General features: G+C 30.0%; 23 protein-coding genes. 7 read left to right on the top strand and 16 right to left on the bottom strand.

Annotated features, from left to right (window positions below; all coding sequences use genetic code 11):
• Nucleotides 1-5: 5 nt before the first annotated feature.
• From xseA to FBF20_RS01495, 15 genes are all read right to left on the bottom strand, one after another.
• Nucleotides 6-1,169, bottom strand: a complete 1,164-nt coding sequence (gene xseA, locus FBF20_RS01565; protein WP_002851089.1) for an exodeoxyribonuclease VII large subunit — start codon at nt 1,167-1,169, stop codon at nt 6-8.
• Entirely contained in the window at nt 1,166-1,873 is a 708-nt protein-coding gene (gene ubiE, locus FBF20_RS01560) for a bifunctional demethylmenaquinone methyltransferase/2-methoxy-6-polyprenyl-1,4-benzoquinol methylase UbiE (protein ID WP_002858648.1), read from the bottom strand. The genes xseA and ubiE overlap by 4 nt, the downstream gene beginning before the upstream one ends.
• A gap of 2 nt (nt 1,874-1,875) precedes the next feature.
• Nucleotides 1,876-3,072 carry a hypothetical protein gene (locus tag FBF20_RS01555; protein WP_002858679.1) on the bottom strand — a complete coding sequence of 399 codons (1,197 nt, stop codon included), beginning with the start codon at nt 3,070-3,072 and terminating at the stop codon, nt 1,876-1,878.
• 45 nt (nt 3,073-3,117) lie between these two features.
• Complete coding sequence (perR, locus tag FBF20_RS01550; RefSeq protein WP_002872045.1) at nt 3,118-3,528, bottom strand: peroxide-responsive transcriptional repressor PerR; 411 nt, start codon at nt 3,526-3,528, stop codon at nt 3,118-3,120.
• Between the two features lie 85 nt (nt 3,529-3,613).
• Nucleotides 3,614-5,461 carry a 1-deoxy-D-xylulose-5-phosphate synthase gene (dxs, locus tag FBF20_RS01545; protein WP_002858717.1) on the bottom strand — a complete coding sequence of 616 codons (1,848 nt, stop codon included), beginning with the start codon at nt 5,459-5,461 and terminating at the stop codon, nt 3,614-3,616.
• Nucleotides 5,454-6,284, bottom strand: coding sequence for a flagellar assembly protein FliH (gene fliH / locus FBF20_RS01540; protein WP_002858748.1), 831 nt, complete (start codon nt 6,282-6,284; stop codon nt 5,454-5,456). The genes dxs and fliH overlap by 8 nt, the downstream gene beginning before the upstream one ends.
• A 7-nt stretch (nt 6,285-6,291) precedes the next feature.
• Nucleotides 6,292-7,320, bottom strand: coding sequence for a flagellar motor switch protein FliG (fliG, locus tag FBF20_RS01535; RefSeq protein WP_002854670.1), 1,029 nt, complete (start codon nt 7,318-7,320; stop codon nt 6,292-6,294).
• Nucleotides 7,320-9,002, bottom strand: coding sequence for a flagellar basal-body MS-ring/collar protein FliF (fliF, locus tag FBF20_RS01530; RefSeq protein WP_002859425.1), 1,683 nt, complete (start codon nt 9,000-9,002; stop codon nt 7,320-7,322). Before fliF ends, fliG begins: the two co-directional genes overlap by 1 nt.
• A 51-nt stretch (nt 9,003-9,053) precedes the next feature.
• Nucleotides 9,054-10,148, bottom strand: coding sequence for a histidinol-phosphate transaminase (hisC, locus tag FBF20_RS01525; protein WP_002858650.1), 1,095 nt, complete (start codon nt 10,146-10,148; stop codon nt 9,054-9,056).
• Complete coding sequence (pheA, locus tag FBF20_RS01520) at nt 10,138-11,211, bottom strand: prephenate dehydratase (protein WP_002858741.1); 1,074 nt, start codon at nt 11,209-11,211, stop codon at nt 10,138-10,140. Before pheA ends, hisC begins: the two co-directional genes overlap by 11 nt.
• Nucleotides 11,199-11,966, bottom strand: a complete 768-nt coding sequence (locus FBF20_RS01515; RefSeq protein ID WP_002858702.1) for an HAD-IIA family hydrolase — start codon at nt 11,964-11,966, stop codon at nt 11,199-11,201. Before FBF20_RS01515 ends, pheA begins: the two co-directional genes overlap by 13 nt.
• Before the next feature lies 1 nt (nt 11,967).
• Nucleotides 11,968-13,176 (bottom strand): diaminopimelate decarboxylase, encoded by a 1,209-nt coding sequence (gene lysA / locus FBF20_RS01510; protein ID WP_002858733.1) that lies wholly within the window; start codon nt 13,174-13,176, stop codon nt 11,968-11,970.
• 43 nt (nt 13,177-13,219) lie between these two features.
• Nucleotides 13,220-14,278, bottom strand: coding sequence for an LptF/LptG family permease (locus tag FBF20_RS01505; RefSeq protein WP_002875401.1), 1,059 nt, complete (start codon nt 14,276-14,278; stop codon nt 13,220-13,222).
• 1 nt (nt 14,279) lies between these two features.
• Complete coding sequence (pth, locus tag FBF20_RS01500; protein WP_002858659.1) at nt 14,280-14,825, bottom strand: aminoacyl-tRNA hydrolase; 546 nt, start codon at nt 14,823-14,825, stop codon at nt 14,280-14,282.
• A complete protein-coding gene (locus tag FBF20_RS01495) occupies nt 14,822-15,358 on the bottom strand; it encodes a 50S ribosomal protein L25/general stress protein Ctc (RefSeq protein ID WP_002791314.1) in 537 nt (178 codons plus the stop codon). The genes pth and FBF20_RS01495 overlap by 4 nt, the downstream gene beginning before the upstream one ends.
• Before the next feature lie 133 nt (nt 15,359-15,491).
• Here FBF20_RS01495 and FBF20_RS01490 point away from each other — a divergent pair, with 133 nt between their 5' ends.
• From FBF20_RS01490 to bioD, 3 genes are read left to right on the top strand one after another with little or no spacing between them, the layout of a single operon-like run.
• Complete coding sequence (locus FBF20_RS01490) at nt 15,492-15,830, top strand: multidrug efflux SMR transporter (RefSeq protein WP_002783219.1); 339 nt, start codon at nt 15,492-15,494, stop codon at nt 15,828-15,830.
• Between the two features lie 3 nt (nt 15,831-15,833).
• Nucleotides 15,834-16,148, top strand: coding sequence for a multidrug efflux SMR transporter (locus FBF20_RS01485; RefSeq protein ID WP_002783223.1), 315 nt, complete (start codon nt 15,834-15,836; stop codon nt 16,146-16,148).
• 9 nt (nt 16,149-16,157) lie between these two features.
• Nucleotides 16,158-16,763 (top strand): ATP-dependent dethiobiotin synthetase BioD, encoded by a 606-nt coding sequence (gene bioD, locus FBF20_RS01480; protein WP_002917022.1) that lies wholly within the window; start codon nt 16,158-16,160, stop codon nt 16,761-16,763.
• On the opposite strand, the gene FBF20_RS01475 is transcribed toward bioD, so the two are convergent.
• Complete coding sequence (locus FBF20_RS01475; protein WP_002822618.1) at nt 16,750-18,024, bottom strand: adenosylmethionine--8-amino-7-oxononanoate transaminase; 1,275 nt, start codon at nt 18,022-18,024, stop codon at nt 16,750-16,752. The genes bioD and FBF20_RS01475 overlap by 14 nt on opposite strands.
• Before the next feature lie 137 nt (nt 18,025-18,161).
• Between FBF20_RS01475 and FBF20_RS01470 the strand changes: the two genes are divergently transcribed.
• From FBF20_RS01470 to bioC, 4 genes are read left to right on the top strand one after another with little or no spacing between them, the layout of a single operon-like run.
• The gene (locus FBF20_RS01470) at nt 18,162-18,773 is read left to right on the top strand and encodes a tetratricopeptide repeat protein (RefSeq protein ID WP_002778147.1); all 612 of its coding nucleotides are present in this window, start codon (nt 18,162-18,164) and stop codon (nt 18,771-18,773) included.
• Between the two features lie 14 nt (nt 18,774-18,787).
• Nucleotides 18,788-19,930, top strand: coding sequence for a pyridoxal phosphate-dependent aminotransferase family protein (locus FBF20_RS01465; protein WP_002818366.1), 1,143 nt, complete (start codon nt 18,788-18,790; stop codon nt 19,928-19,930).
• Nucleotides 19,927-20,538, top strand: coding sequence for a pimeloyl-ACP methyl esterase BioG family protein (locus FBF20_RS01460; RefSeq protein ID WP_002778143.1), 612 nt, complete (start codon nt 19,927-19,929; stop codon nt 20,536-20,538). Before FBF20_RS01465 ends, FBF20_RS01460 begins: the two co-directional genes overlap by 4 nt.
• Nucleotides 20,535-21,221, top strand: a complete 687-nt coding sequence (bioC, locus tag FBF20_RS01455) for a malonyl-ACP O-methyltransferase BioC (protein ID WP_002917031.1) — start codon at nt 20,535-20,537, stop codon at nt 21,219-21,221. The genes FBF20_RS01460 and bioC overlap by 4 nt, the downstream gene beginning before the upstream one ends.
• Nucleotides 21,222-21,227 lie beyond the last annotated feature (6 nt).

The raw sequence follows: 21,227 nt of genomic DNA, 5'->3' as shown, positions 1-21,227 counted from the left end.
TATCCTTATAAAATTTTTGCTTCTTTTTGAGAAGTTTGAGAACTTAAAATAACGATATCATCACTCTTAAGATCTTCTAAATTTGCTATTTTACCATTTTTTCTGATACAAATAAACTTTTTGCTTTTATTAAAAAAATTCTCATGTTGCAAATAAGCATTTTGCAATTTATCTAATTTTAATTCATTATAACGCATTTGATTTGCCAATAGATGATTTAATTGCTTTTCTATATTATGGCTTTGTTTTATTTTTTCATCTATTATTTTTGGCAAAGAATTAAATTTGAAAAATTTGCTTAAATTTAAAAGCAAATTTTCATAATTTTGTATTTTATAATTCCAAAGTTGCATTAATTTTTCTTCCATTAAATCCAAACTTTGCTCTATATCCAACTTAGAATAAAACAAAGTATCTATAGCAGCTGAAGGCGTTGGAGCTCTAAAATCTGCAACAAAATCACTAATAACATAATCAATCTCATGTCCTATGGCTGAAATAATAGGAGTTTTTGCTTTAAAAATCTCTCTTGCTAAATTTTCATCATTAAAACAAAAAAGATCTTCCCTGCTTCCTCCACCACGTGCTATAATAAGAACATCTAAATCCATATCATCGGCTTTTTTTAAAGCTTGTATAAGAGAAAAAGGAGCATTATTTCCTTGAGTTAAAGCATCAAAAATATAAATTTTTGCCAAAAAATATTCTTTTTGATGAATAAGTTTTAACATATCTTGCAAAGCAGCAGAAGTTTTTGAAGTTATAATACCTACTTTTTTAGGAAATTTTGGCAAAGATTTTTTAAAGCGTGGATCAAAAAGTCCTTCTTTTTGCAAACGCTCTTTTAAAGCCAAAAACTGTGCTTCCAAATCCCCAAAACCTGCTTTTTTCATACTAGTAGCGATAAATTGATAACGACCGCTTTCAGGATATAAACTCACACTTCCACAAAGCTCTAAAAAATCCCCCACCGCTGGTTTAAACCCGACTTTTAAATTAGCTCCTTTAAACATAGCACAAGCAATGCTTGATCTTTCATCTTTTAAATCAAAATACCAATGCCCTGAACCATGCAAAGTAATTTTTGAAATTTCTCCACTTAAAACTATATCATCAAAATGTGTTTCTAATAAAGCCTTTGCTTTAAGATTTAATTCTGTTGGTGTCATAGTTTTTTTGCTATAAACATTGAACTCACGCCAAAGCTAAAACTTTTATAATCAAGCATTTCAAAACCAGCATTTTTAAGTTCTAAGATGAATTCTTTCTTACTTAAAAATCCTTCAATAGAGTTTGGCAAATACTCATAAGCACTTTTATTTTTACTGATTATCCCACCTATACTTGGTAAAATATTTTTAAGATAAAAATCTCTACAAGCTGCTATAAATCCACCCTTTTCTCTTTTTGTAAATTCCAAAACTACCAAAATACCATCTTTTTGAAGCACTCTAGCAAATTCGCTTAAGGCTTTTTGTCTTTCTACAACATTGCGAATGCCATAACTAATACTTAAAATATCTAAACTTTGACTTTCTAAAGGTAAATTTTGCGCCCCTGCTTTTATAAATTCGACATTTGGAAATTTTTCTTTTGCAACATTTAGCATGCCACTACTTGGATCAATACCTTTAATATTTAAAATATTTTTTTCCATTTTTAAAGCACTCTCTTGCCAAATCTCTATCATATCCCCTGTGCCACAGGCAATATCAGCGATTTTTAAATCTTTTTTTAAATACAAACTCATCACTCTTTGACAAGCTTTTTTGCGCCACGCTACATCAGCTCCAAAGCTTAAAATTCTATTCGCCTTATCATAAGTAGGTGCAATTTGATTAAACATTTCTATAATTTTTTCTTGTTTTTGCATTTTTATCCTTTGTAAATTTTCAAATTTTTACTTGATTTTTTAAGCAATTTGCAAAATTTATTTTTATTATTGATTATTTTGGAAAAAATATTTTTATCCCTATCTTTGGAATATTTTTCATAAAGTTTGTTTAAATTTTTTATCTCTAAAAAATGATAAAAATATTCTAAAAATATTGCCAATTCAAAAAAACTATTTTCAAAAAGCTCTAAATCAAAATTTTTTAGTATATTTTTTCTAAATAAAATAATTTTTTTTCTAAGTTCTAACGCAACAAGTTGTTTAAAAAACCTATCTTTGCAATCGCCTTCATAAAAAGAATTTTCCTTTATGAAAAAATCAAAATCATTAAACAAATCTTGGATTTTTTCATCGCTTAAAAATAGCAATAAATCTTGATTTGAATTTTCACTTGCTAAAATATCTTGAGTTTTTTTCGTTATATCTTTAAACTTTAAAGCCAAAATATTACTCAAATTTTTATCTAAAATAGTATTCATACTTGATAAAACTATATACAAGCTTCTTGAATAAAATAAAAATTCGCATAAACTTTGCTTATCTTTTCTCTCTAAAGATAAAGTCCAATAAAATTTTAATTTTTTAAATAAATAAAATAAAAAAATTCTAAATCCATCATAAGCATTAATATAATTTGGAAAATCCAAGCTAAAATTCTGATTTTTTTCTATAATTTTAAAATATTTCTCTATATCAAAATTTTGATATTCAAAACCATATAAAACGATATGTTTAGAATTTAAATCATGATGTAATTCTTTTTGAATTTTAAAATCTTTAGGAATTTTAAATTCATTGGAACTATCCAAAGTTGGAAAAAATATTTTTAAAATACAAATTTTAGGCTCTTCATAAATATCAATATAACTTTTTAAAGAGCAAAATTTAAATTCGAAGCGTTCTTTTTTAATGCTCTTTCCTATAATCTTTTTTCGAGCTTTTTCAAATTTTTTTTTAGAAATTTTCTCTTCTTGATTCTGTTCTAAAATTGAATTATTAAATTTTGTAATTTTATAAAATTCATTGCAAAAACTTTGAAATTTAACACTATGATTTGAAGTTATTTGAGTATAAAAAGTTTCAAATTTAGAATTTCGAAAAGGTATATTATCTTTTTTTAAATTCTCTAAAAGAGTGCAATCAGATAGTAAAAAGTTTTTTTGAATTTCATAAACCATTAAAATAACCCTTAAAATATATGGGTTATTTTAACCTTATTTTGCTTAATGACACTTTTTGCAATTATCAACATAAGCACAAACAGACAGATGATTGACGAGATTGCCTATCTTTTTTTCTAAATGCTCTTGATATTCATAAAGCTTAGCATCTTTAAAACTTAAATCCTCTATACCACCACATTTGGTGCAAACAACATGAATATGTTCTTCTTCATAGATATCGTAACAAGTTTTTTGATTTAAAACATTGATTTCAACAACTAAACCTTGTTCTTGTAAAGTATTAAGATTTTTATAAACCGTCGCTAAAGAGATTGAAGGGTATTCTTTTTTAATTTCTGTATATAATTCATCAATATTAGGATGCTCATGTCTTTTTAAAATTTTTAAAACACATAGTCTTTGCGGAGTAGCTTTTAACTCATGTTTTTTAAGCATTTGTAGTAATTCCATTTTATTTATTCCTTGCTTTTTTAAGTAAAAATAATAATAAAATTTTCATTAAAAGAAGTTTATATTAAATAATATTTTTTATTATTTAATGATAAAATTTTAAAACTTTCGTCAACAAACTATTGACATCTTTTTCTAGATTTTTTTCCACCTCACTTGTTTTTCCATGTTCAATAAATTTGTCTTCATATTCAAAGCTAACAACTTTTACATGCAAATCATATTTTTGTAAAAAATTATTAATTAAACTTTCTATACCGCCAATTTTAACATTTTCACTAAAAATAAACCAAATTTTACTTTTTTTAGCAAGCTCACACAAAAGCTCTTCATCTAAAGGTTTAGCAAAAATTAAATCAATCAAATTAGCATTATTATTCATTTCTTGCAAGGCTCTTAAGACTTGCCACGCTTTTGCCACACCTTGTCCATAACCTAAAAAAGCAATTTCACTATTATTTTTTACAAGCCATTGTGCCTTACCAAGTTTTATCTCACAAGGATTAAATTCTTTATCCAAAATAAAACTCCCTCTAGGATAACGCAAAGCAATAGGTCCTTGATGTAAATAAGCATACTCCATTATATTTTGCATCATTTGTTCATCTCTTGGGGCTAAAAGAGTGAAATTTGGCAAAGGAGCTAAAAAACTAAGATCAAAAACACCTTGATGCGTCTCCCCATCTTCGCCTACTATCCCTGCCCTATCCATAGCAAAAACCACATTTAAATTCATAATCGCACAATCATGGATCACTTGATCATAAGCACGCTGCAAAAAGGTGCTATATATTGCAATAAAAGGTTTAAATCCTTCTTTTGCCATAGCGGCCATAGAAGTTACTGCATGCTGTTCTGCAATAGCCACATCCCAAAAACGATTTGGATATTTTTCTATAAGCTTATCAAGACCTGTTCCACTTGGCATAGCCGCCGTAACCCCAACAATATTTTCATATTTTGAGGCTAAATCAAGCAAATTCTTAGAAAAAATTTCAGTAGCAGATTTTTTAGTATCACTTTTTTTAACACTCTCTCCACTATCTATATCAAAGGCTCCCACCCCGTGCCATTTAGCATGTTTTCCTTCAGCTAAAGCATAGCCTTTACCCTTTATGGTTTGAGCATGTATCACACAAGGCTTTTGCATAGCTTTTGCTTGTTTTAATGCAGAAATAATTTCACCTAAATTATGTCCATCAATAGGCCCTATATATTCAAGCCCTAATTCTTCAAACAAAAGCCCAGGGGTAATAAGTTTAAAACTCTCTTCAAAACGCTTGGCCATATAAGTAGCACTATCAGGCAATATATCCAACATTTTAGCAATACGCTTTTTAAAACTTTGATAAAACTGCGTTGCCATAGCCTGAGAAAGATACTTTGAAATTGCTCCAATTGGTTTTGAAATACTCATTTCATTATCATTTAAAAGTATTACGCAAGGAAATTTAGAATCACCCAATTCATTTAAAGCCTCATAGGCCATACCCGCACTTAAAGCACCATCTCCAATCAAAGCAACAGGAATACGCTTTTCACCCTTTAAAGCAATAGCCTTACAAGCACCTACTGCCAAAGAAATAGAGGTACTAGAATGCCCTGCTACAAAATAATCTCCCTCGCTAGGTTTTGTATAACCACTTAAACCATTGATTTGTCTTAAAGTATCAAATATTTCTTCTTTTCCGCTTAAAAGCTTGTGTGTATAAGACTGATGCGACACATCAAAAATAAAAGGATCTTTTTTTGCATCAAAAACCAAATGCATTGCTATACTAAGTTCTACAGCACCCAAATTTGAACTTAAATGCCCACCATTTTTACTCACAACTTGTATGATTTTTTCACGCATAGATGCTGCTAAATTTTCTAATTCTTTTAAACTTAGCTTTTCTAACTCTTCTTGAGTATGGGCAAATTTTTTACTCATTATTCACCATTTTTTTAATTTTAGTTAGACGAGAGTTAAGATTGGATTCTATATTGCCTGCGTCACTTATAATAACAACACTTCCTTTGCTAATTGCATCATCAAGACTTATTTTAATATGAGCATTCTGATCAAATTGCTCTTTTAAATACTCATAATCCTCTGCATTAACCTTAAGCTCAATTGCACTAGCACCCTTAAGCTCACCGATTAAATCTTTAGCCAAAGCATAAGCTATCTTACTTGAATTTAGTTCAAGTTCTTTTAAGATTACTTCTTTAGCGATATCTATAGCAGTATCTGCTAATTCTTTCTCATTTTTTTCTATGAAATTTTCAAGATTTTCGCAAGCATTATCAAGTTTGGCTATACTTTTTAAATACTTATCTTTAAAATCACTCAATTCCTTTTGAAATTCTTCTTTTGCTTTCTCATAACCCTCTTTGGTAAATTTTTCTTTAGCATTTTCAAGTTCTGAATTTAAGCGGTTATTAAATTCATTCTCTTGGCTTTCTATTTGCATTTGAAGTTTAATAATATTGCTTGACATTTCATCTGTTTTTTTAAGTAAATCTTCAACAAAGCTTGGTTGAAATGTTGGAATTTGAGTTTCCATAACAGCTTGTGTAGAGGCAATGACTTGATTTTCTTCGACTGGTTTTTCGTCATTTAAAGATATATTAGTATTTTCTTCATCTGGAGTTTGAGTATGTTTTTTTTCACCTGTATGATTATCAAATTCTGAAATAACTTTAAAACGATATCCTTCAACAACATGCTGATCAGAAGCCCCACCAGAAATTACATTGCTACGATTAACCATCTCTCACCTACTCTATCATTTCATCCGCATCGCCTGTTTGAACAAGACCTTGTTCTGCAAGTTTTTGCACCACTTCAACAACCTTTCTTTGTGCATCTTCAACATCTTTAACACGCACAGCACCCAAAAAACCCATTTCTTCAAGAAAAGCTTCGCTTGCACGCGTAGACATATTGGCTAAGAATTTTTGCTTTAACTCTTCACTTGCACCTTTTAAACCTATCATTAAATCACGCTTATCGGCTACTTTTAAAATTTCTCTTATAGCCTGAGTGCTAAGTTTTTGTATATCATCGAAAGTAAACATAAGCTCTTTAATAGTCTCTGCTAAGCGTTCATCACTTTGTTCAATATAAGTAATGGTTGATTTGCTTGCTTTTTGACCCAAACGATTAAGCACTTCTGCTACTGCTCTTGGGCCGCCCACTTCAACCTTATAAGAGGTAAGACTTTCAAGCTTGCTTTCTAGCACTGCAGAAACTCTTTTAATAATACTTGGAGAAATATCACCAAGATTTGCCATTCTTATAACCACCTCAGCCCTTAATTCATCGCTAAAATACTCTAAAGTTTCTGCCGCATGAATAGAATCCATGTGTGCCAAAATAAGAGCGATGGTTTGTGGGTGCTCTTTGGTAATAAAGTCTGCAAGTTGCTGTGGTTTAATTTGCGCCAAATAAGCAAAATTTTGATTATTCTCCATACTTTTAGTGAGTTTTTCAAGAATTTTATTTGCAATCTCTGGTCCAAAAGTACGAAAAAGTATTTCTTTAGCATATTCCAAACCACCACTTTTAATATATTGATTTGATTGAAGCAGAGTGTAAAATTCTTCTAAAACTGCAGTAGCTACAGATCTATCAACATTTTTAGCCATAGCAATATAACGTGAAATTTCTGTGATTACATCAATTTCCATATGTGAAAACACAGAAGTGGTTGCATCTTCGCCAAGTTGTATAAGAAATATCGCTACCTTCTCAGGCATCGATAAATCATCATAGACCATTTTTTGTTCTTCACTTAGCTTTATCATCACATATCCTTTTCGCCAAATTCGCTATCATTTTGAATTAAGTTTTGCAAAAGTGCTGCAATTTCCTCACCTTTATCACTTACCAAACCACGCAATTTTTCAAGCAAAACCTCATACTGGATAGAATCTTCATTGAAGTTATCCCCAAAACCAAGTTGTTCTTCAACTTTTTTCCTTGCTGCATTAAATTTCTCTAAAGCATCTTCAGCATCATCTAAAACAGCATTTGGACCTTGCTGCATTTCCTCTTGTGCTGCGACATCTTCAAGCATTTTTTGAGTAAATGGAGCAATAACTTTTTTGTAAAAAATAAAAAGTAAAATCGCTGCAATAAAGTATTTAACCGGCGGAATAAATGGCTCAACAAAACGATTGTAAAAAGTTTTAACTTTACTCTCAACTCTAATCGACTCACGATGAAATGGTAAATTTTGCACCACAACACTATCACCTCTAGTAGCGCTAAAATTAATAGTATTTTTAACTATACTCTCAACACTTGCAAGCTCTTCTTTAGTCAATGGGACATATTCGCTTTTCACATCCCCATTTTCATCAACCACATCTTGATATTTTCCATCTATAGTAACAGCTGCTGAAGTGCGTAAAACTGTTGCAAATTGTTTTTTGGTATTTGTGATAGTTTTAGAAAGTTCATTATTTGTAGTAACTTGATTTTTTTTATAAGTGTCAATTTGACCCTTATTGTCAAGTCCTTCAACAGGACCTATATTAGAAACAGCACCTGGAACACCCTGAATTTCTGGATCTTTTCTACCTGTTCTTTCCTCGTTTAAAGTTTGCTCACTACGTACTATAGGATTTGGATCATAAATTTCACTTTGAGATTCTTGCTTGGAAAAATCAAAATCTATATTTACACTCACTTTTACTTTATCCATGCCACCTGCAAAAGGAGCTAAATTTTCTATAATCTTATCTTCTAAAGCTTTTTCTTGATCACTTTTAAATTTAATTTGCGCACGAACCAAGTCATCTTCATATGCTTCTTGCTCATCTAAAGGCACACCACTTTGATCACTAATCTTAACATTTTCTTTAGTAAGTTTTGGAACTGCCGCTGAAACAATATTTTTTATACCATCAATTTGTTTTCTAGTAAGCTTTAAGCCTTCGCGAACATTAACAACAACTGAAGCTGTAGGCGGAATTTGCCTTTCAGTAAAAACACTATCTTTAGGAAATGCTATGTGTACAACAGCGCTACGAATAGGTTCTAAAGTCTCAATAGTTCTTGCAAGTTCGCCTTCTATGGCTCTTTGGTATTTTACCTTTTGCTCTTCATTTGTAGCTCCAAAAGCTTGAGTATCAAAAGCTTCAAAACCCACGCGACTATCTTTTATAAGACCTTCGCTTGCAATAAACATTCTTTGACGATAAACCTGATCTTGTGGAACTAAAATTTTATTTTCACTTTCTAATTTATAGGGAATATTATTTTGTTCAAGTTTAGCTACAATTGCAGCAGAAGAACTTGGGCTTACATTTTCAACTAAAACTGCATATCCATTATTTGCATTACTACCACTTCCACGAAATAAAGCTAAAAAAACCAAAAACCCAACCACAACTATAATAGATGCAGCAATCACTATACGCTGCTTGCGAGTTAAATTTTGATAAAGTTGCCCAATTTGATGAAGCATATTTTTAAAATCCATTAATTCTCATCCCTTAGTTTAGCGAATTTTACATATTTTTATTTGATTTATCTATCTTAAAATCTTATCAAATTCTGTAAAAAATTTTTCATTTTCATAAGATGTTCCTATAGTAATGCGTATAGCATTTAAACCATAGCTTTTTAAATTTCTTATTATTATACCCTTTTTAAGCAATTTTTCAGACAAATCTGTACTATTTTTTTCATCAAAAAAATAAGTGATGAAATTTGTATAACTATCGATAATTTTGATATTATGTTTTTTAGCAAATTCTTTATAAAGCTCCATTTGAGAAAAATTATTCTCTAAAGTTTTTTCAGTAAATTCATCATCATCCATTGCTGCAACTGCTGCTTTTAAAGCAAGATTGCTCACATTAAAAGGAGCACGAAGCTTGTAAAATGCACTAATAATATTAGCATTAGCTATGCCATAACCAATGCGTAAGCCTCCTAATCCATAAAGTTTAGAAAAAGTTCCCAAATAAAGCACATTGTCAAATTCTTTAATCAATTCACAAGGTTCTAAATGTTTTTTGCTATCTTTAAAACTTGCAAATTCATTATAAGCTGCATCAATCACAACTAAACAATCCTCATTTACACCTTTAATAAACTCGGTCGCCTCACTTGCATCCAAACACTCGCCTAAAGGATTGTTTGGTAAGCATAAAAAAATAAGTTTAATTTCATCTTTGTGCGTTTCATAAAGTTTTTTAAACTCATCTAAATTATGAGTAATACTTTGAGTTTTATAACACTTTGCACCACATTGTTTGGCATAAATTTCATACATAGCAAAAGTAACTCCAGCTTGCAAAAAAGCATTTTTAGAATTTAACTTAGAATGTATAGCAAATTCAATCACTTGATCACTGCCTGCACCGATAATGATATTTTCATTTTGAACTTTGTATTTTTGAGCCAATGTGCTTTTAAGTTCTATCATACTATCATCAGGGTAAAGATGGGCTTTGTTTGCATTTTGTCTTAAACATTCTATAGCTTTTGGTGGCGTGCCAAAAGGATTTTCATTGCTTGCTAATTTTATCACTTCTTTAACGCCATATTCTTTAGCAATAACTTCTATATCTTTGCCGGGTTCATAATTGCTTAAATTATTTAAAAATTCATTAAATTTCATCTTTTTCTCCTGATAAATAAGATCCAAGCCAAACAATCTCTTGTATATCTTTTAAGGCTTTTTTTACATTTTCATCATCAATATGCCCTTCAAAATCTATATAAAAACTGTGTAAAAATTCTTTTGATTTTACAGGGCGAGATTCAAGCTTAGTAAGATTGATATTTTCTTTTTTAAACTGCTCTAATAAAAAGCTAAGTCCCCCAGGTTTATGTGCTGTGTGTGCTAAAATAGAAGTTTTACAATTTGGCATTTTAGGATTTTTAATATCGCTTAAAATTAAAAATCTTGTTTTATTGGCTGCATTATCTTCTATTTTATCAAAAAGTACAGGCACATTATAAAGCTTAGCCGCTATTCTAGAACAAATTGCTGCCGCATATTTATCTTGCGAAGCTAGGTAAGCTGCATTAGCTGTAGATTTTGAAGGAACAAATTCTATAGCACTAAGTTCATGACTTTCTAAAAATTTACGACATTGATTATAACCTTGCGGATGCGAATAAATGCGTTTGATTTCTTTTAAATTTTCATTAATTCCTACAAAAGAATGATGAATATCCATATAAATTTCGCCAAAAATTTTAAGCTCATTATACTTACCTAGACAATCTAAAGTAATGCCCACTGCACCTTCGGTATTATTTTCTATAGGTACAACACCATATTTTGCTTCTTTGTTGCTTAACTCTTTAAAAACATCTTCGATATTAGCCAAGGCTATATAACGACTCATCGCACCAAAACGACTTCTTGCTGCTTGATGTGTATAAGTTCCTTCAGGCCCTAAATAAGCTATAGTTTGAGGCATTTCTAAATTTCTTGAAACTGCAAAAATTTCTTGATAAATTGCCTCTATGGCATTTTGATCTAAAAGTCCTAAATTTGCATTTTTTAAACGATTGATAATGGCTCTTTCACGCTCAGGACGATAAATACTTCCCCCACTACTTTGCTTAAGCTCACCTATACTTTTAACATAAGTCATTCTTTCATTTAAAAGATCTAAAATTTTATCATCAACCGCATCGATTTTATTTCTAAATTCTTCTAAATTTGGCATTTTAGATCCTTTAAAAACTCAAAAACACTAGGATAAACTCCATCAAGCAAATCCGTATCAAGCCCTTTTGTGTCGCTTATCTTGCCGCTTAAAACTAGCAAGGTTTTCATGCCAAGTTCTTTTGCCTTAAGCAAGTCACCCCTAAAATCATCACTAATGATTTTAATATCTTCAAAATCAATTTTTGAATTTTGTCTTCTTATTAAATTTAAAGCTTCTTTATAAAAAGCAATGCTAGGCTTACCCACAACCTCGTATTCAAAATCAATAGCATTTTTAAGCATAGCCATAATGCTACCTACACCAGGATAAGGCCTACCATCTTTTTTATAAATACTAGTTTCGTGCATAGCTATAAATCTAACTTCTCTTCTAGCCAATTCTATCATAGTGGCAAAATCTTTAAATTTAAAATCATCATAACTAGCCACAAGCACAGCACTAGGATTTACAAAATCGAGCTCAAAACCAAGATTTTCAAGACTTTTTACAAACTCATCTGCACCAAAAGCCGCAACTTTACAAGGTCTTAAAAGGTGTTTTAAAACGCTGAAAGGATCAATATAAGCATTTTCTTTTATAACCAATCCTTTTTGCTGTAATTTTTCTAAAAAATCAAGTTTTTTTGTATTGTTAGTGATGATAAGATAAGGAAGATTTTTTGCATTTAAAAAATCGATCAGTTCTTTAGCACCATGGATTAAAGATTTATCATGATCAGAAATTAAAGTCCCTTGAACATCTAAAAAAAACATTTTAAGCCTTTAAAAATTTCTCTTCTAAAGCGATTTGATCTTCAAAATTTTCTCTTTGACGGATCAATCTTACCTGTCCTTCTTCAAGGGCTAATTCGCAAACTTTATTACGAGTATTGTAATTACTACTCATGCTAAAACCATAAGCTCCAGTATTTTTAATAACCATTATATCATCACTTTGAGTGCTAGGCAAAGACCTTGCTTTAGCAAAAAAGTCCCCACTCTCACAAATTCCACCTACAACATCACATAAACTCTCTTCGCCTTGATTATAAGGTAAGATTATTTCATGATAAGCCTCGTATAAACTTGGGCGTATAAGATCATTCATCGCTCCATCTACTACAACAAAACGCTTGGTTTTATTTTGTTTTTCATAAAGCACTGAACAAACAAATTCTCCACTTTTAGCAACTAGATACCTTCCAGGCTCCATTCCTATAGTTAAATCAAGCCCATGAAGTTGTGCTAATATACCTTGTGCATAATCATAAAGATCAGGTTCGCACTCATTTTTTTCATAAGCCACACCCAAACCACCGCCTATATCAAAAAATTTAAGATCGATTTGCAAGGCTTTTAACTCTCTTACAAGTTTTGCAACAATGGCTGCTGCTTCATGAATGGGAGAAATATCTAAAAGTTGCGAACCTATATGAAAATGCACTCCAACAGGCTCTAAAAAAGATGAATTTTTTGCATAAAGATACATTTTTCTTGCTATATCAATTTCAACACCAAATTTATTTTCATTTAATCCTGTAGAAATATAAGGATGAGTTTTTGCATCAACATTTGGATTAACACGAATACTGATTCTTGCCTTTAGATTAAGTTCTTTAGCCACACTTTCTAAAAGCATCATTTCAGCTTCGCTTTCAAGGTTAATATATAAAATATCATATTCTAAAGCTTGTCTTAACTCTTCTTTGGTTTTTCCTACTCCACTAAAAATAATCTTATAAGCTTTTGCTCCTGCTTTTAAGGCACGCTTTACCTCGCCTATACTTACACAATCAAATCCACTATCTAAATTTGCAAGCATTTGCAACAAACTTAAATTTGAATTGGCTTTTACAGCGTAAAAAATTTGAGATTTTCTTGCCTTAAAAGCCTCTTTGAGATTTAAAAAACGCTCTTTTATGAAATCAAAATTGTAAATATAAAAAGGAGTATTAAATTCTTGCTTTAATTGTTTATAATCCATATTTAACCTTTAATTTTTATAATTTTACTACACAAAGCTTAATTTATCGATGCTTATAATACATATAAGCACTTAAACAACCCAAAATTATAATAGGCACTACAATGCCAATTTCACTTGCAATCACACTATTTTCGCTTAATCTAGTAAGCAAAAACAAGACTCCCCAAATCATCAAAGTCACTACAAAAGCTATAAAAGTTACAAAAGCAAGATTAAAAAATCTTGCTATTACAGGAAAAAAATAATACATAATAAGCATTAAAAATGGTGCAAAAAAAGGAGTAAAAACAAATTTATAAAGATTGATTTTAAGAGTATCTGTATTGACATTTTGCGCCTTAAAAAGCTCAAAACTTTCAAGTGCGTCAGATATTGAATAATCACTATTACTAGCAACCCCTTCTATAATCTTTGGTTTAAAACCCTCAAGTGATTTAAGCTCGGAGAAATCTTGTATCTTTAAACCATCATTAGCAAGTTCATAATTTTTAGGTAATAATGTAATATTACCATCTCGCAAAATCCAGCTTTCACCTTCAAAATGGGCATTTTTAGCACTTACAAAAGAGCTTAAATTTAAATCATTAATATTAAAAATTTTTATATTTTGAGCACTATTTTGTCCATTGTTTATCTTTGAAATATAAACAAAATTATTGTTAAATTTCAAAAACACTTCTCCACTTTGATTCATAATAGTGCCATTTTTCAAAATATTTCTCTTATAATCATTTGCATAAGCAAAAGAAGTAAAATTCAATCCTATATAAATACAACAAAAAAATAAAGCCCATAAAAAAGGAAATAAAATAACATAATTTCTACTCAGTCCTAACGCATAAAGACTTACAAATTCATTTGCTCTGATCATAGAAATCAAAGAAACTACCAAAGCAAAAATCAAAGAAATGGGTAATACATAAGGCACTGCCGAAAAAGATAAAAACATAACATAAAGCAAATCAAGATTTGCGGCTTTTGGTAGATCTTTAAAATTTAAGAGCAAATCAATACCGCAATAAAAACCAAGTAAAGAAAAAAATATAATAAAAAAATTTTTTAAATAAATCCCTGAAATAAAACGAAAAAATATCCACATCTTAAGCCTTTAGGCTGTATTTGGATGATATAGCAGACAAATCATCATTTTCAATAAGCTCAAGCAAAGCTTTTTTTGCATGCTCTAAAACTTTGCTTAAAGTTATTTCTTCTTCGGATTTAAATTTACCTAAAACATGGGAAATCACATTTTCACCCTTTCCCACTCCTATACGCACTCTTTCATAGTCATTTCCACATAAAGTATCTATGCTTTTAAGCCCATTATGTCCACCACTTGAACCGCCTTTTTTAAAGCGCAAGGCTCCTAAATTTATATCTATATCATCATGGATAACTATCATTCTTTCGCATTTATAAAAATCATTCACTGCTTTTACGCTAAGTCCTGAATTATTCATATAAGTACTAGGTTTAAGAAGAAGTAAAGAAGAACCTATTTTAAAAAGCTCTCCTTTAAATTTAGAGTTTGTAAGATTTGTAAAATTGCTTTCTTTTAAAAGTAAGTCAATTAGCATAAAACCGACATTATGACGGGTATTTTCATACTCTACGCCTATATTGCCAAGCCCTACGACTAAAATCATCTAGCTTTTTCTACACCTACAACCGCTACTCTATCAGCATCAATCATAGTTACTCCCGCAGGAACTACAATATCACGAACAAGTAAAGCATCACCCACATCAAGTTTACTTACATCAAGTTCGAAGAAATTTGGTAAATTTTCAGCTGCACATTTTACTTTTAATCTTCTTTTTGATTGAATTAAAACACCTTTATTTTTAAGACCTATAGCTGTTCCTGTGATTTTAACTGGAACCATGTATTTAGAAATCACACCTTTTTGCGCAACTTTTAAATCCACATGTTTAAGTTCTGCAGTTACAGGATCTTTTTGATAATCCACAACTACAACGCTTAAAGTTTGAGAACCTACTTTTACATCAAAAATTAAAGTAGTTTTTTTACGAACTTCCTTAATAAACTCATTTACTTTAAAAGCGGCATTGATGTTTTCTAATCCTTTTCCATAGATGTTTGCAATTAGATAACCATCTCTTTTTAAAGCTTTAGCAGCTTTTCTACCGATACTCTCTCTAACGATACCTTCTAACATCTTTTATCCTTTCTTAAAAAATGAGCTTTGATTATATCTAATTTTGGCTTATGGAAAAGTAAATTTATAGCTTCTTTTAATTTCTTTAAGATATAATTTGTTTTACAAATATTATGTTAATTTAAGGCTTCATGTGAATGAAAAATTCAATATTAATATAGCTTGGTTTTTAATAATCTTAGGTGGAATTATAGAGTGCTTTTGGGTAAGTGGACTTAAATATTCTACAGAAATTTGGCAGTATATTTTAACAGCCATTGGGGTTTGTATTTCTTTTACTTGCTTTTTAAAAGCTTGCGAAAGACTTGAAGTAAGTATTACTTATAGTGTTTTTGTAGGCATTGGCACTATTGGGGTGGTTTTAAATGAAATGTTTATTTTTAACGAAGCTGTTTCTATAATTAAACTTGTGCTTATAGCAATTTTACTTTTAAGTATTATAGCCCTTAAATGGGTAAGCAAGGAAGCTTAAACTATGGAATGGTTTTATTTGTTTTTAGCTACTGCCTGTGAAATTTTTGGCGTGGTGATCATGAAAGAACTTGTAAGCACTAAAAACAAGCTTTACCTTTTAGCTTTGATAGTGTGTTTTGGATTTTCTTTTACTTTTTTAAGCTTAAGTATGCAAAATATCGCTATGAGCGTTGCTTATGCTATATGGACAGGAGCTGGAACCGCTGGTGGGGTAATGATAGGAGTGCTTTTTTATAAAGAAAGTAAAAGTTTTTTGAAACTTTTTTTAATCGCTGTGATTATTACCTGTACAGCGGGTTTAAAATTTCTTTCTTGAGGATTTTTTGTGCAAATTTATGTAAGTGGAATACATACTGATGTAGGAAAAACACATTTTAGCGCAGCTTTTTGTGCGAATTTTAACTATGATTATTTTAAACTCATTCAAGCAGGAACTCCAACAGATAGTGAGTTTATTGCAAAATTTAGCCCAAAAACAAAGATTTTTAAAGAAGGTATTTTTTTGCAAACTCCAGCTTCTCCTCATCTTGGAAAAATCAAAGAAAAGCTTGATTATAAAGCCTTAGATATCATTTTACCAAAAAGCAAAAACCTACTTATTGAGCTTGCGGGTGGGCTTTTTTCTCCTATGGATGAAAATTACACTATGATTGATTTTGTGAATATTTTCAAACACCCTACGATTTTGGTAGCAAAATACTATCTTGGAAGTATTAATCATATCTTGCTTAGCATTGAAGCTTTAAAGCAAAGAAATATCAATATTTTAGCCCTTGTAATGATGGGTAAAAAAGATATCTTACAAGATGATTTTATAAAAAATTATGCAAAAATTCCTATAATCAATCTTGATTTTTTTGATGAAAATAGCATTTTAAATAAAGATTTTAAAGAGCAAATGCAAGAAATTTTACAACTTAAAATTCCTTAAAAATCTGCTCTAAACTCTCTAGTACATAAACGATTTGTTCTTTTGTGATGATGTAAGGAGGCATAAAATAAATCGTATTTGCTAAAGGTCTTAAAAGCAAACCTTTTTCTAAGGCCTTCCTAAATACAAAAAGTCCTACGCGTTTATACTTGGTGCTTAAAATATCAAAAGCACTAATCATCCCGCAAGTTCTAAAATTACCCAAAAAGTCAAATTTTTCAAGTCTTGAAAATTCTTTTTTGATAAACTCGCTTAAAATTTGATTTTTTACTAAAATATTTTCATCCTCAAAGATATCTAAAACCGCATTTGCTGCCGCGCAAGCTAAGGTATTTCCCGTATAGCTATGAGAATGTAAAAAAGCCTTTTGGCTTTCATAAGTATCATAAAAAGCATTATAAATTTCATCTCTTGTAAGCACTACAGAAAGTGGCATAAATCCACCCGTTATCCCTTTTGAAAGGCAGATAAAATCGGGGCTTTGTTTGCATTGATGTAAGGCAAACAAAGTTCCTGTGCGTCCAAAGCCCACTGCAATTTCATCAAAAATCACTTGCACTCCAAATTTATGGCAAAGCTTTATGGCCTCATCAATAAACCCTGCTTGATACATATGCATATTTCCTGCACATTGCACCAAGGGTTCAAGTATAAAAGCACAAATTTCACTTGCATTTTTTTCTAAAATATCTTTTAAAATTTCAAGCTCTTTAGTGTAGTCTTTGCCTTGTGGCACAGGCGTGCTTAAACACTCTAAAAGTAAAGGCTTATAAGTATCTTTATAAAGCGCAACATCGCCCACACTTAAAGCCCCTAAGGTTTCACCATGATAAGAATTGCTTAAAGATAAAAATTTACTTTTTTTCACCCCCTTATTTAAATGATAATGAAAACTCATCTTAAGTGCGACTTCAATAGCGCTTGAGCCATTATCTGCATAAAAACATTTGTTAAAATTCCTGCCTACTTTTTCGCAAAGTCTTGCAGAAAGCTTGATGATGGGCTCATGTGTAAAGCCTGCTAAGATCACATGCTCTAGCTCATCAACTTGTTTTTTAATGGCATTTGCGATTTTTTCATTGCAATGCCCAAAAAGATTTACCCACCACGAGCTCACACAGTCCATATAAGCCTTATCATCAAAATCATAAAGCCACACTCCTTTAGCTCTTTTTATAGGAATGAGTGGCAAATTTTCATGATCTTTCATTTGCGTACAAGGGTGCCAAATATGTTTTAAGTCTAGTTCTTTTAAATTCATTTTCATTTCTTTATTTTTTTAATACAATAATACTACAATTTTTAGTTAAAATCATACATTTATAACTAAAAAGAATTATTTAGGAAATATTTATATAATTATTATTTTGAGTCAGAAATTTCTTAATAGGGTAAGCTATGAAAAAAGTATTAATTATCTTGGGATTTATATTTTTAAATTTCGCATGTTCTCAAGAAGATTTAATAGAAAAAGGTGAAAATGCTTATAAAAATAAGGATTATACAAACGCTATAAAATATTTTCAACAAGCTTGTGATTTAAATAATGGAAATGGCTGCAATGAACTTGGTACTATGTATACACTAGTCAAAAAAAACAATTTTAAAGCAATGGAATCATATCAAAAAGCTTGCGATTTGAATTATAAGCAAGGTTGTAGCAACTTAGGATTTATGTATATGCTAGGCATGAGAACTAAAGATGATAAATTTAAAGCGATAGAACTTTATGAAAAAGCATGTAATTTAAACGAAGGAAGCAGTTGCGGTGTTGTCGGTGCTATGTATGCAAATGGTACATATGTAGAAAAAAATGATTTTAAAGCGGTAAAATTTTTAAAAATAGCATGCGATATGGACTACGCAAATAGCTGCGTTAACCTTGGCGGTATGTATGAAAATGGCTATGGTGTTAGAAAAGATATTTCTAAAGCTCTAAAATTTTATGGTAAGGCTTGCGATCTAAAATATGATACAGGTTGTAAAAACTACGCAAGACTTAAAAGATAAATTCGAGTTAAAACATGCAAATCAAACAAATTTTAGATAAATTAAAAGAACAAAACAACCTTAGAAAACTTACAAGCCTTAAACATGAAGGAAATTTTGTTTTTAAAGAGGGCAAAAAGCTTTTAAATTTAGCGGGGAATGATTATTTAAATTTAAGCTTTTGCAAATCTTTAAAAGATGAATTTTTAGATAATATCAAAGAACAAGACTTATTTTTTTCAAGTTCAAGTTCAAGAAGCTTGAGTGGAAATTTTACAATTTATGAAGAATTAGAAAGCTTTTTAAAATCCAAATTTAAAGAAAAAGAAATTTTACATTTTAACAGCGGTTATCATCTTAATATCTCTTGTATAGCTGCACTTGCAAGCATTCCAAACACACTTTTTTTAGCAGATAAATTCATCCATGCAAGTATGATTGATGGACTAAAACTTGGCGGAGCAAAATTTTTTCGCTTTTATCATAACGATATGAATCATTTAGAAAATTTAATTCAAAAACATTATGATCATTATGAAAATATCATCATTTTAAGCGAAGCGTTATTTAGCATGGATGGTGATTTTTCTGATTTTAATACACTCATCGCCTTTAAAGAAAAATACCCTAAAATCAAACTTTATATCGATGAAGCACACAGCGTGGGTTGCTTTGATGAGGAGGGCTTGGGACTTGTTAAAGCTTTAAATTTGGAAGAAAAGGTTGATTTTATAGTTTTTACCTTTGGCAAGGCTCTTGCTTCTATGGGTGCTTGTATGATTTGTAATAATCTTTATAAAAGCTTTTTTATCAACAAGGCTAGAGCTTTTATTTATTCTACAGCATTGCCTCCTATCAATATAGCTTGGACAAAATTTATTTTTGAAAAAATGAGCGAACTAAAAGAAAAAAGAGAAAAACTACAAATCATAGGCAATTTTTTTAAAAATCAACTCATAGAAAAAAGTCATCAAATTTTAGGCGATGCTTACATCATCTCCTTGGTTTTAGGAGAAAATCAAAAGGCTATAGAATTAGCAAAAAAACTTGAAGTAAATGGCATTTTTGCACCCGCTATAAAAGAACCTACTGTGCCTAAAAATACAGCTAGAATTCGTTTTTCTTTGCATGCAGGACTTAGCAAAGAAGACTTAAAGAAAGTGGTAGAACTTTTATGAAAATAAGCAATTTAATTCAAAATGAAAACTCACAAGAACTTATCTTGGTATTTGGTGGTTTTGCTTCACATCCTAGTCATTTTGCACATTTAAAAAGCGATAAAAATGTAGTTTTGGTTTATGATTATGAAAATTTAGACTTTAAATTTGATTTAAACTCTTTTTCTAAAATCACTCTCATAGCTTTTTCTATGGGAGTTTGCGTGGCAAGTAGAGTTTTAAAAAATATAGAGTTTTCGCAAAAAATAGCTATCAATGGTACTCCTTTTGGTATAGATAAATTAAAAGGAATTCATCCTGCAATTTTTGCTAAGCAAATTAAAAAATTTGATCTTACAGCTTTTAAAAAATCTTTATTTAAAGAGCGCGAAAATGAAGCAAAAGATTTTATCTTTAAAGATGAAAAAGATTTAAAAACCGAGCTTGAAAAACTTTTCGAATTTGCCTTAAAAGAGCGTAATGAAAGCTTTATTTGGGATAAAATTTACTCAAGCAATCATGATGAAATTTTTCCTCAAAATGCTTTAAAAAATACTTTTTCAAAGCTTATTTTTTTAGATGAGCCGCATTTTGCTTTTTTTCATTTTAAAACTTGGGATGAAATTTGAATTTTTTAAAAGCAAAAGATTATCAAAAACACGCAAAAGTGCAAGATTTAATGGGCTTAAAACTTTGTGAAATTTTAAAAAATTTAGAAATTTCGCATTTTAAAAAAGTGTTTGAATTTGGTTGTGGCAGGGGCGAATTTAGCGACAAACTTTCAAAAATTATCACTTTTGATGAGTATTTAAAAAACGATATTTTAGATTTTAAAGAAAATTCTAGTATTTTAATTTTTGATATGAACGAAATTGCAAAACAGGATTTAAGTAAAGAGAAATTTGATCTTATTGTTTCAAATGCAACTTTGCAATGGCTTGATTTAAAACGCATTATACCAAGTCTTAGAGATATGCTAAATCAAAATGGGATTTTACTTCTTTCTACTTTTGCAGAGCAAAATTTAAAAGAAATCAAGCAAAGCACGGGTTTTGGTTTAAATTATTTTAGCTTAAATGAATTAGAGCAAATTTTTAAAGTCTATTTTAATGAAGTAAAAATTACTCAAGAACTCATAAAATTAAGCTTTGATAATGCTTTAGATGTTTTTAGACATTTAAAATTAAGCGGAGTAAATTCTTTAGGATTTTATCCTTTAAATAAAGGTTTTTTAAAAGAATTTGAAGAAAAATTTCAAAACAAACTCACTTATCATCCTGTATTTATTTTATGCAAAAATGATATAAAATGAATTTTT

Source organism: Campylobacter sp. CFSAN093259, from assembly GCF_012889985.1.
GTDB lineage: Bacteria > Campylobacterota > Campylobacteria > Campylobacterales > Campylobacteraceae > Campylobacter_D > Campylobacter_D jejuni.
This window is presented reverse-complemented; position numbering and strand designations above follow the sequence as displayed.

What these genes read in the sequence shown, in the direction of transcription:
- FBF20_RS01505 (WP_002875401.1), bottom strand. Translation starts at nt 14,278, where the DNA reads ATGTGGATATTTTTTCGTTTTATTTCAGGGATTTATTTAAAAAATTTT.
- FBF20_RS01475 (WP_002822618.1), bottom strand. Translation starts at nt 18,024, where the DNA reads ATGAATTTAAAAGAACTAGACTTAAAACATATTTGGCACCCTTGTACG.
- lysA (WP_002858733.1), bottom strand. Translation starts at nt 13,176, where the DNA reads ATGGATTATAAACAATTAAAGCAAGAATTTAATACTCCTTTTTATATT.
- fliH (WP_002858748.1), bottom strand. Translation starts at nt 6,284, where the DNA reads ATGGTTAATCGTAGCAATGTAATTTCTGGTGGGGCTTCTGATCAGCAT.
- FBF20_RS01465 (WP_002818366.1), top strand. Translation starts at nt 18,788, where the DNA reads ATGCAAATCAAACAAATTTTAGATAAATTAAAAGAACAAAACAACCTT.
- ubiE (WP_002858648.1), bottom strand. Translation starts at nt 1,873, where the DNA reads ATGCAAAAACAAGAAAAAATTATAGAAATGTTTAATCAAATTGCACCT.
- FBF20_RS01460 (WP_002778143.1), top strand. Translation starts at nt 19,927, where the DNA reads ATGAAAATAAGCAATTTAATTCAAAATGAAAACTCACAAGAACTTATC.
- hisC (WP_002858650.1), bottom strand. Translation starts at nt 10,148, where the DNA reads ATGAAATTTAATGAATTTTTAAATAATTTAAGCAATTATGAACCCGGC.
- xseA (WP_002851089.1), bottom strand. Translation starts at nt 1,169, where the DNA reads ATGACACCAACAGAATTAAATCTTAAAGCAAAGGCTTTATTAGAAACA.
- fliF (WP_002859425.1), bottom strand. Translation starts at nt 9,002, where the DNA reads ATGGATTTTAAAAATATGCTTCATCAAATTGGGCAACTTTATCAAAAT.
- fliG (WP_002854670.1), bottom strand. Translation starts at nt 7,320, where the DNA reads ATGATAAAGCTAAGTGAAGAACAAAAAATGGTCTATGATGATTTATCG.
- FBF20_RS01495 (WP_002791314.1), bottom strand. Translation starts at nt 15,358, where the DNA reads ATGTTAGAAGGTATCGTTAGAGAGAGTATCGGTAGAAAAGCTGCTAAA.
- FBF20_RS01485 (WP_002783223.1), top strand. Translation starts at nt 15,834, where the DNA reads ATGGAATGGTTTTATTTGTTTTTAGCTACTGCCTGTGAAATTTTTGGC.
- FBF20_RS01470 (WP_002778147.1), top strand. Translation starts at nt 18,162, where the DNA reads ATGAAAAAAGTATTAATTATCTTGGGATTTATATTTTTAAATTTCGCA.
- dxs (WP_002858717.1), bottom strand. Translation starts at nt 5,461, where the DNA reads ATGAGTAAAAAATTTGCCCATACTCAAGAAGAGTTAGAAAAGCTAAGT.
- perR (WP_002872045.1), bottom strand. Translation starts at nt 3,528, where the DNA reads ATGGAATTACTACAAATGCTTAAAAAACATGAGTTAAAAGCTACTCCG.
- pheA (WP_002858741.1), bottom strand. Translation starts at nt 11,211, where the DNA reads ATGCCAAATTTAGAAGAATTTAGAAATAAAATCGATGCGGTTGATGAT.
- FBF20_RS01555 (WP_002858679.1), bottom strand. Translation starts at nt 3,072, where the DNA reads ATGGTTTATGAAATTCAAAAAAACTTTTTACTATCTGATTGCACTCTT.
- FBF20_RS01515 (WP_002858702.1), bottom strand. Translation starts at nt 11,966, where the DNA reads ATGTTTTTTTTAGATGTTCAAGGGACTTTAATTTCTGATCATGATAAA.
- pth (WP_002858659.1), bottom strand. Translation starts at nt 14,825, where the DNA reads ATGATTTTAGTCGTAGGGCTTGGCAATATAGGCGTAGAGTATGAAAAT.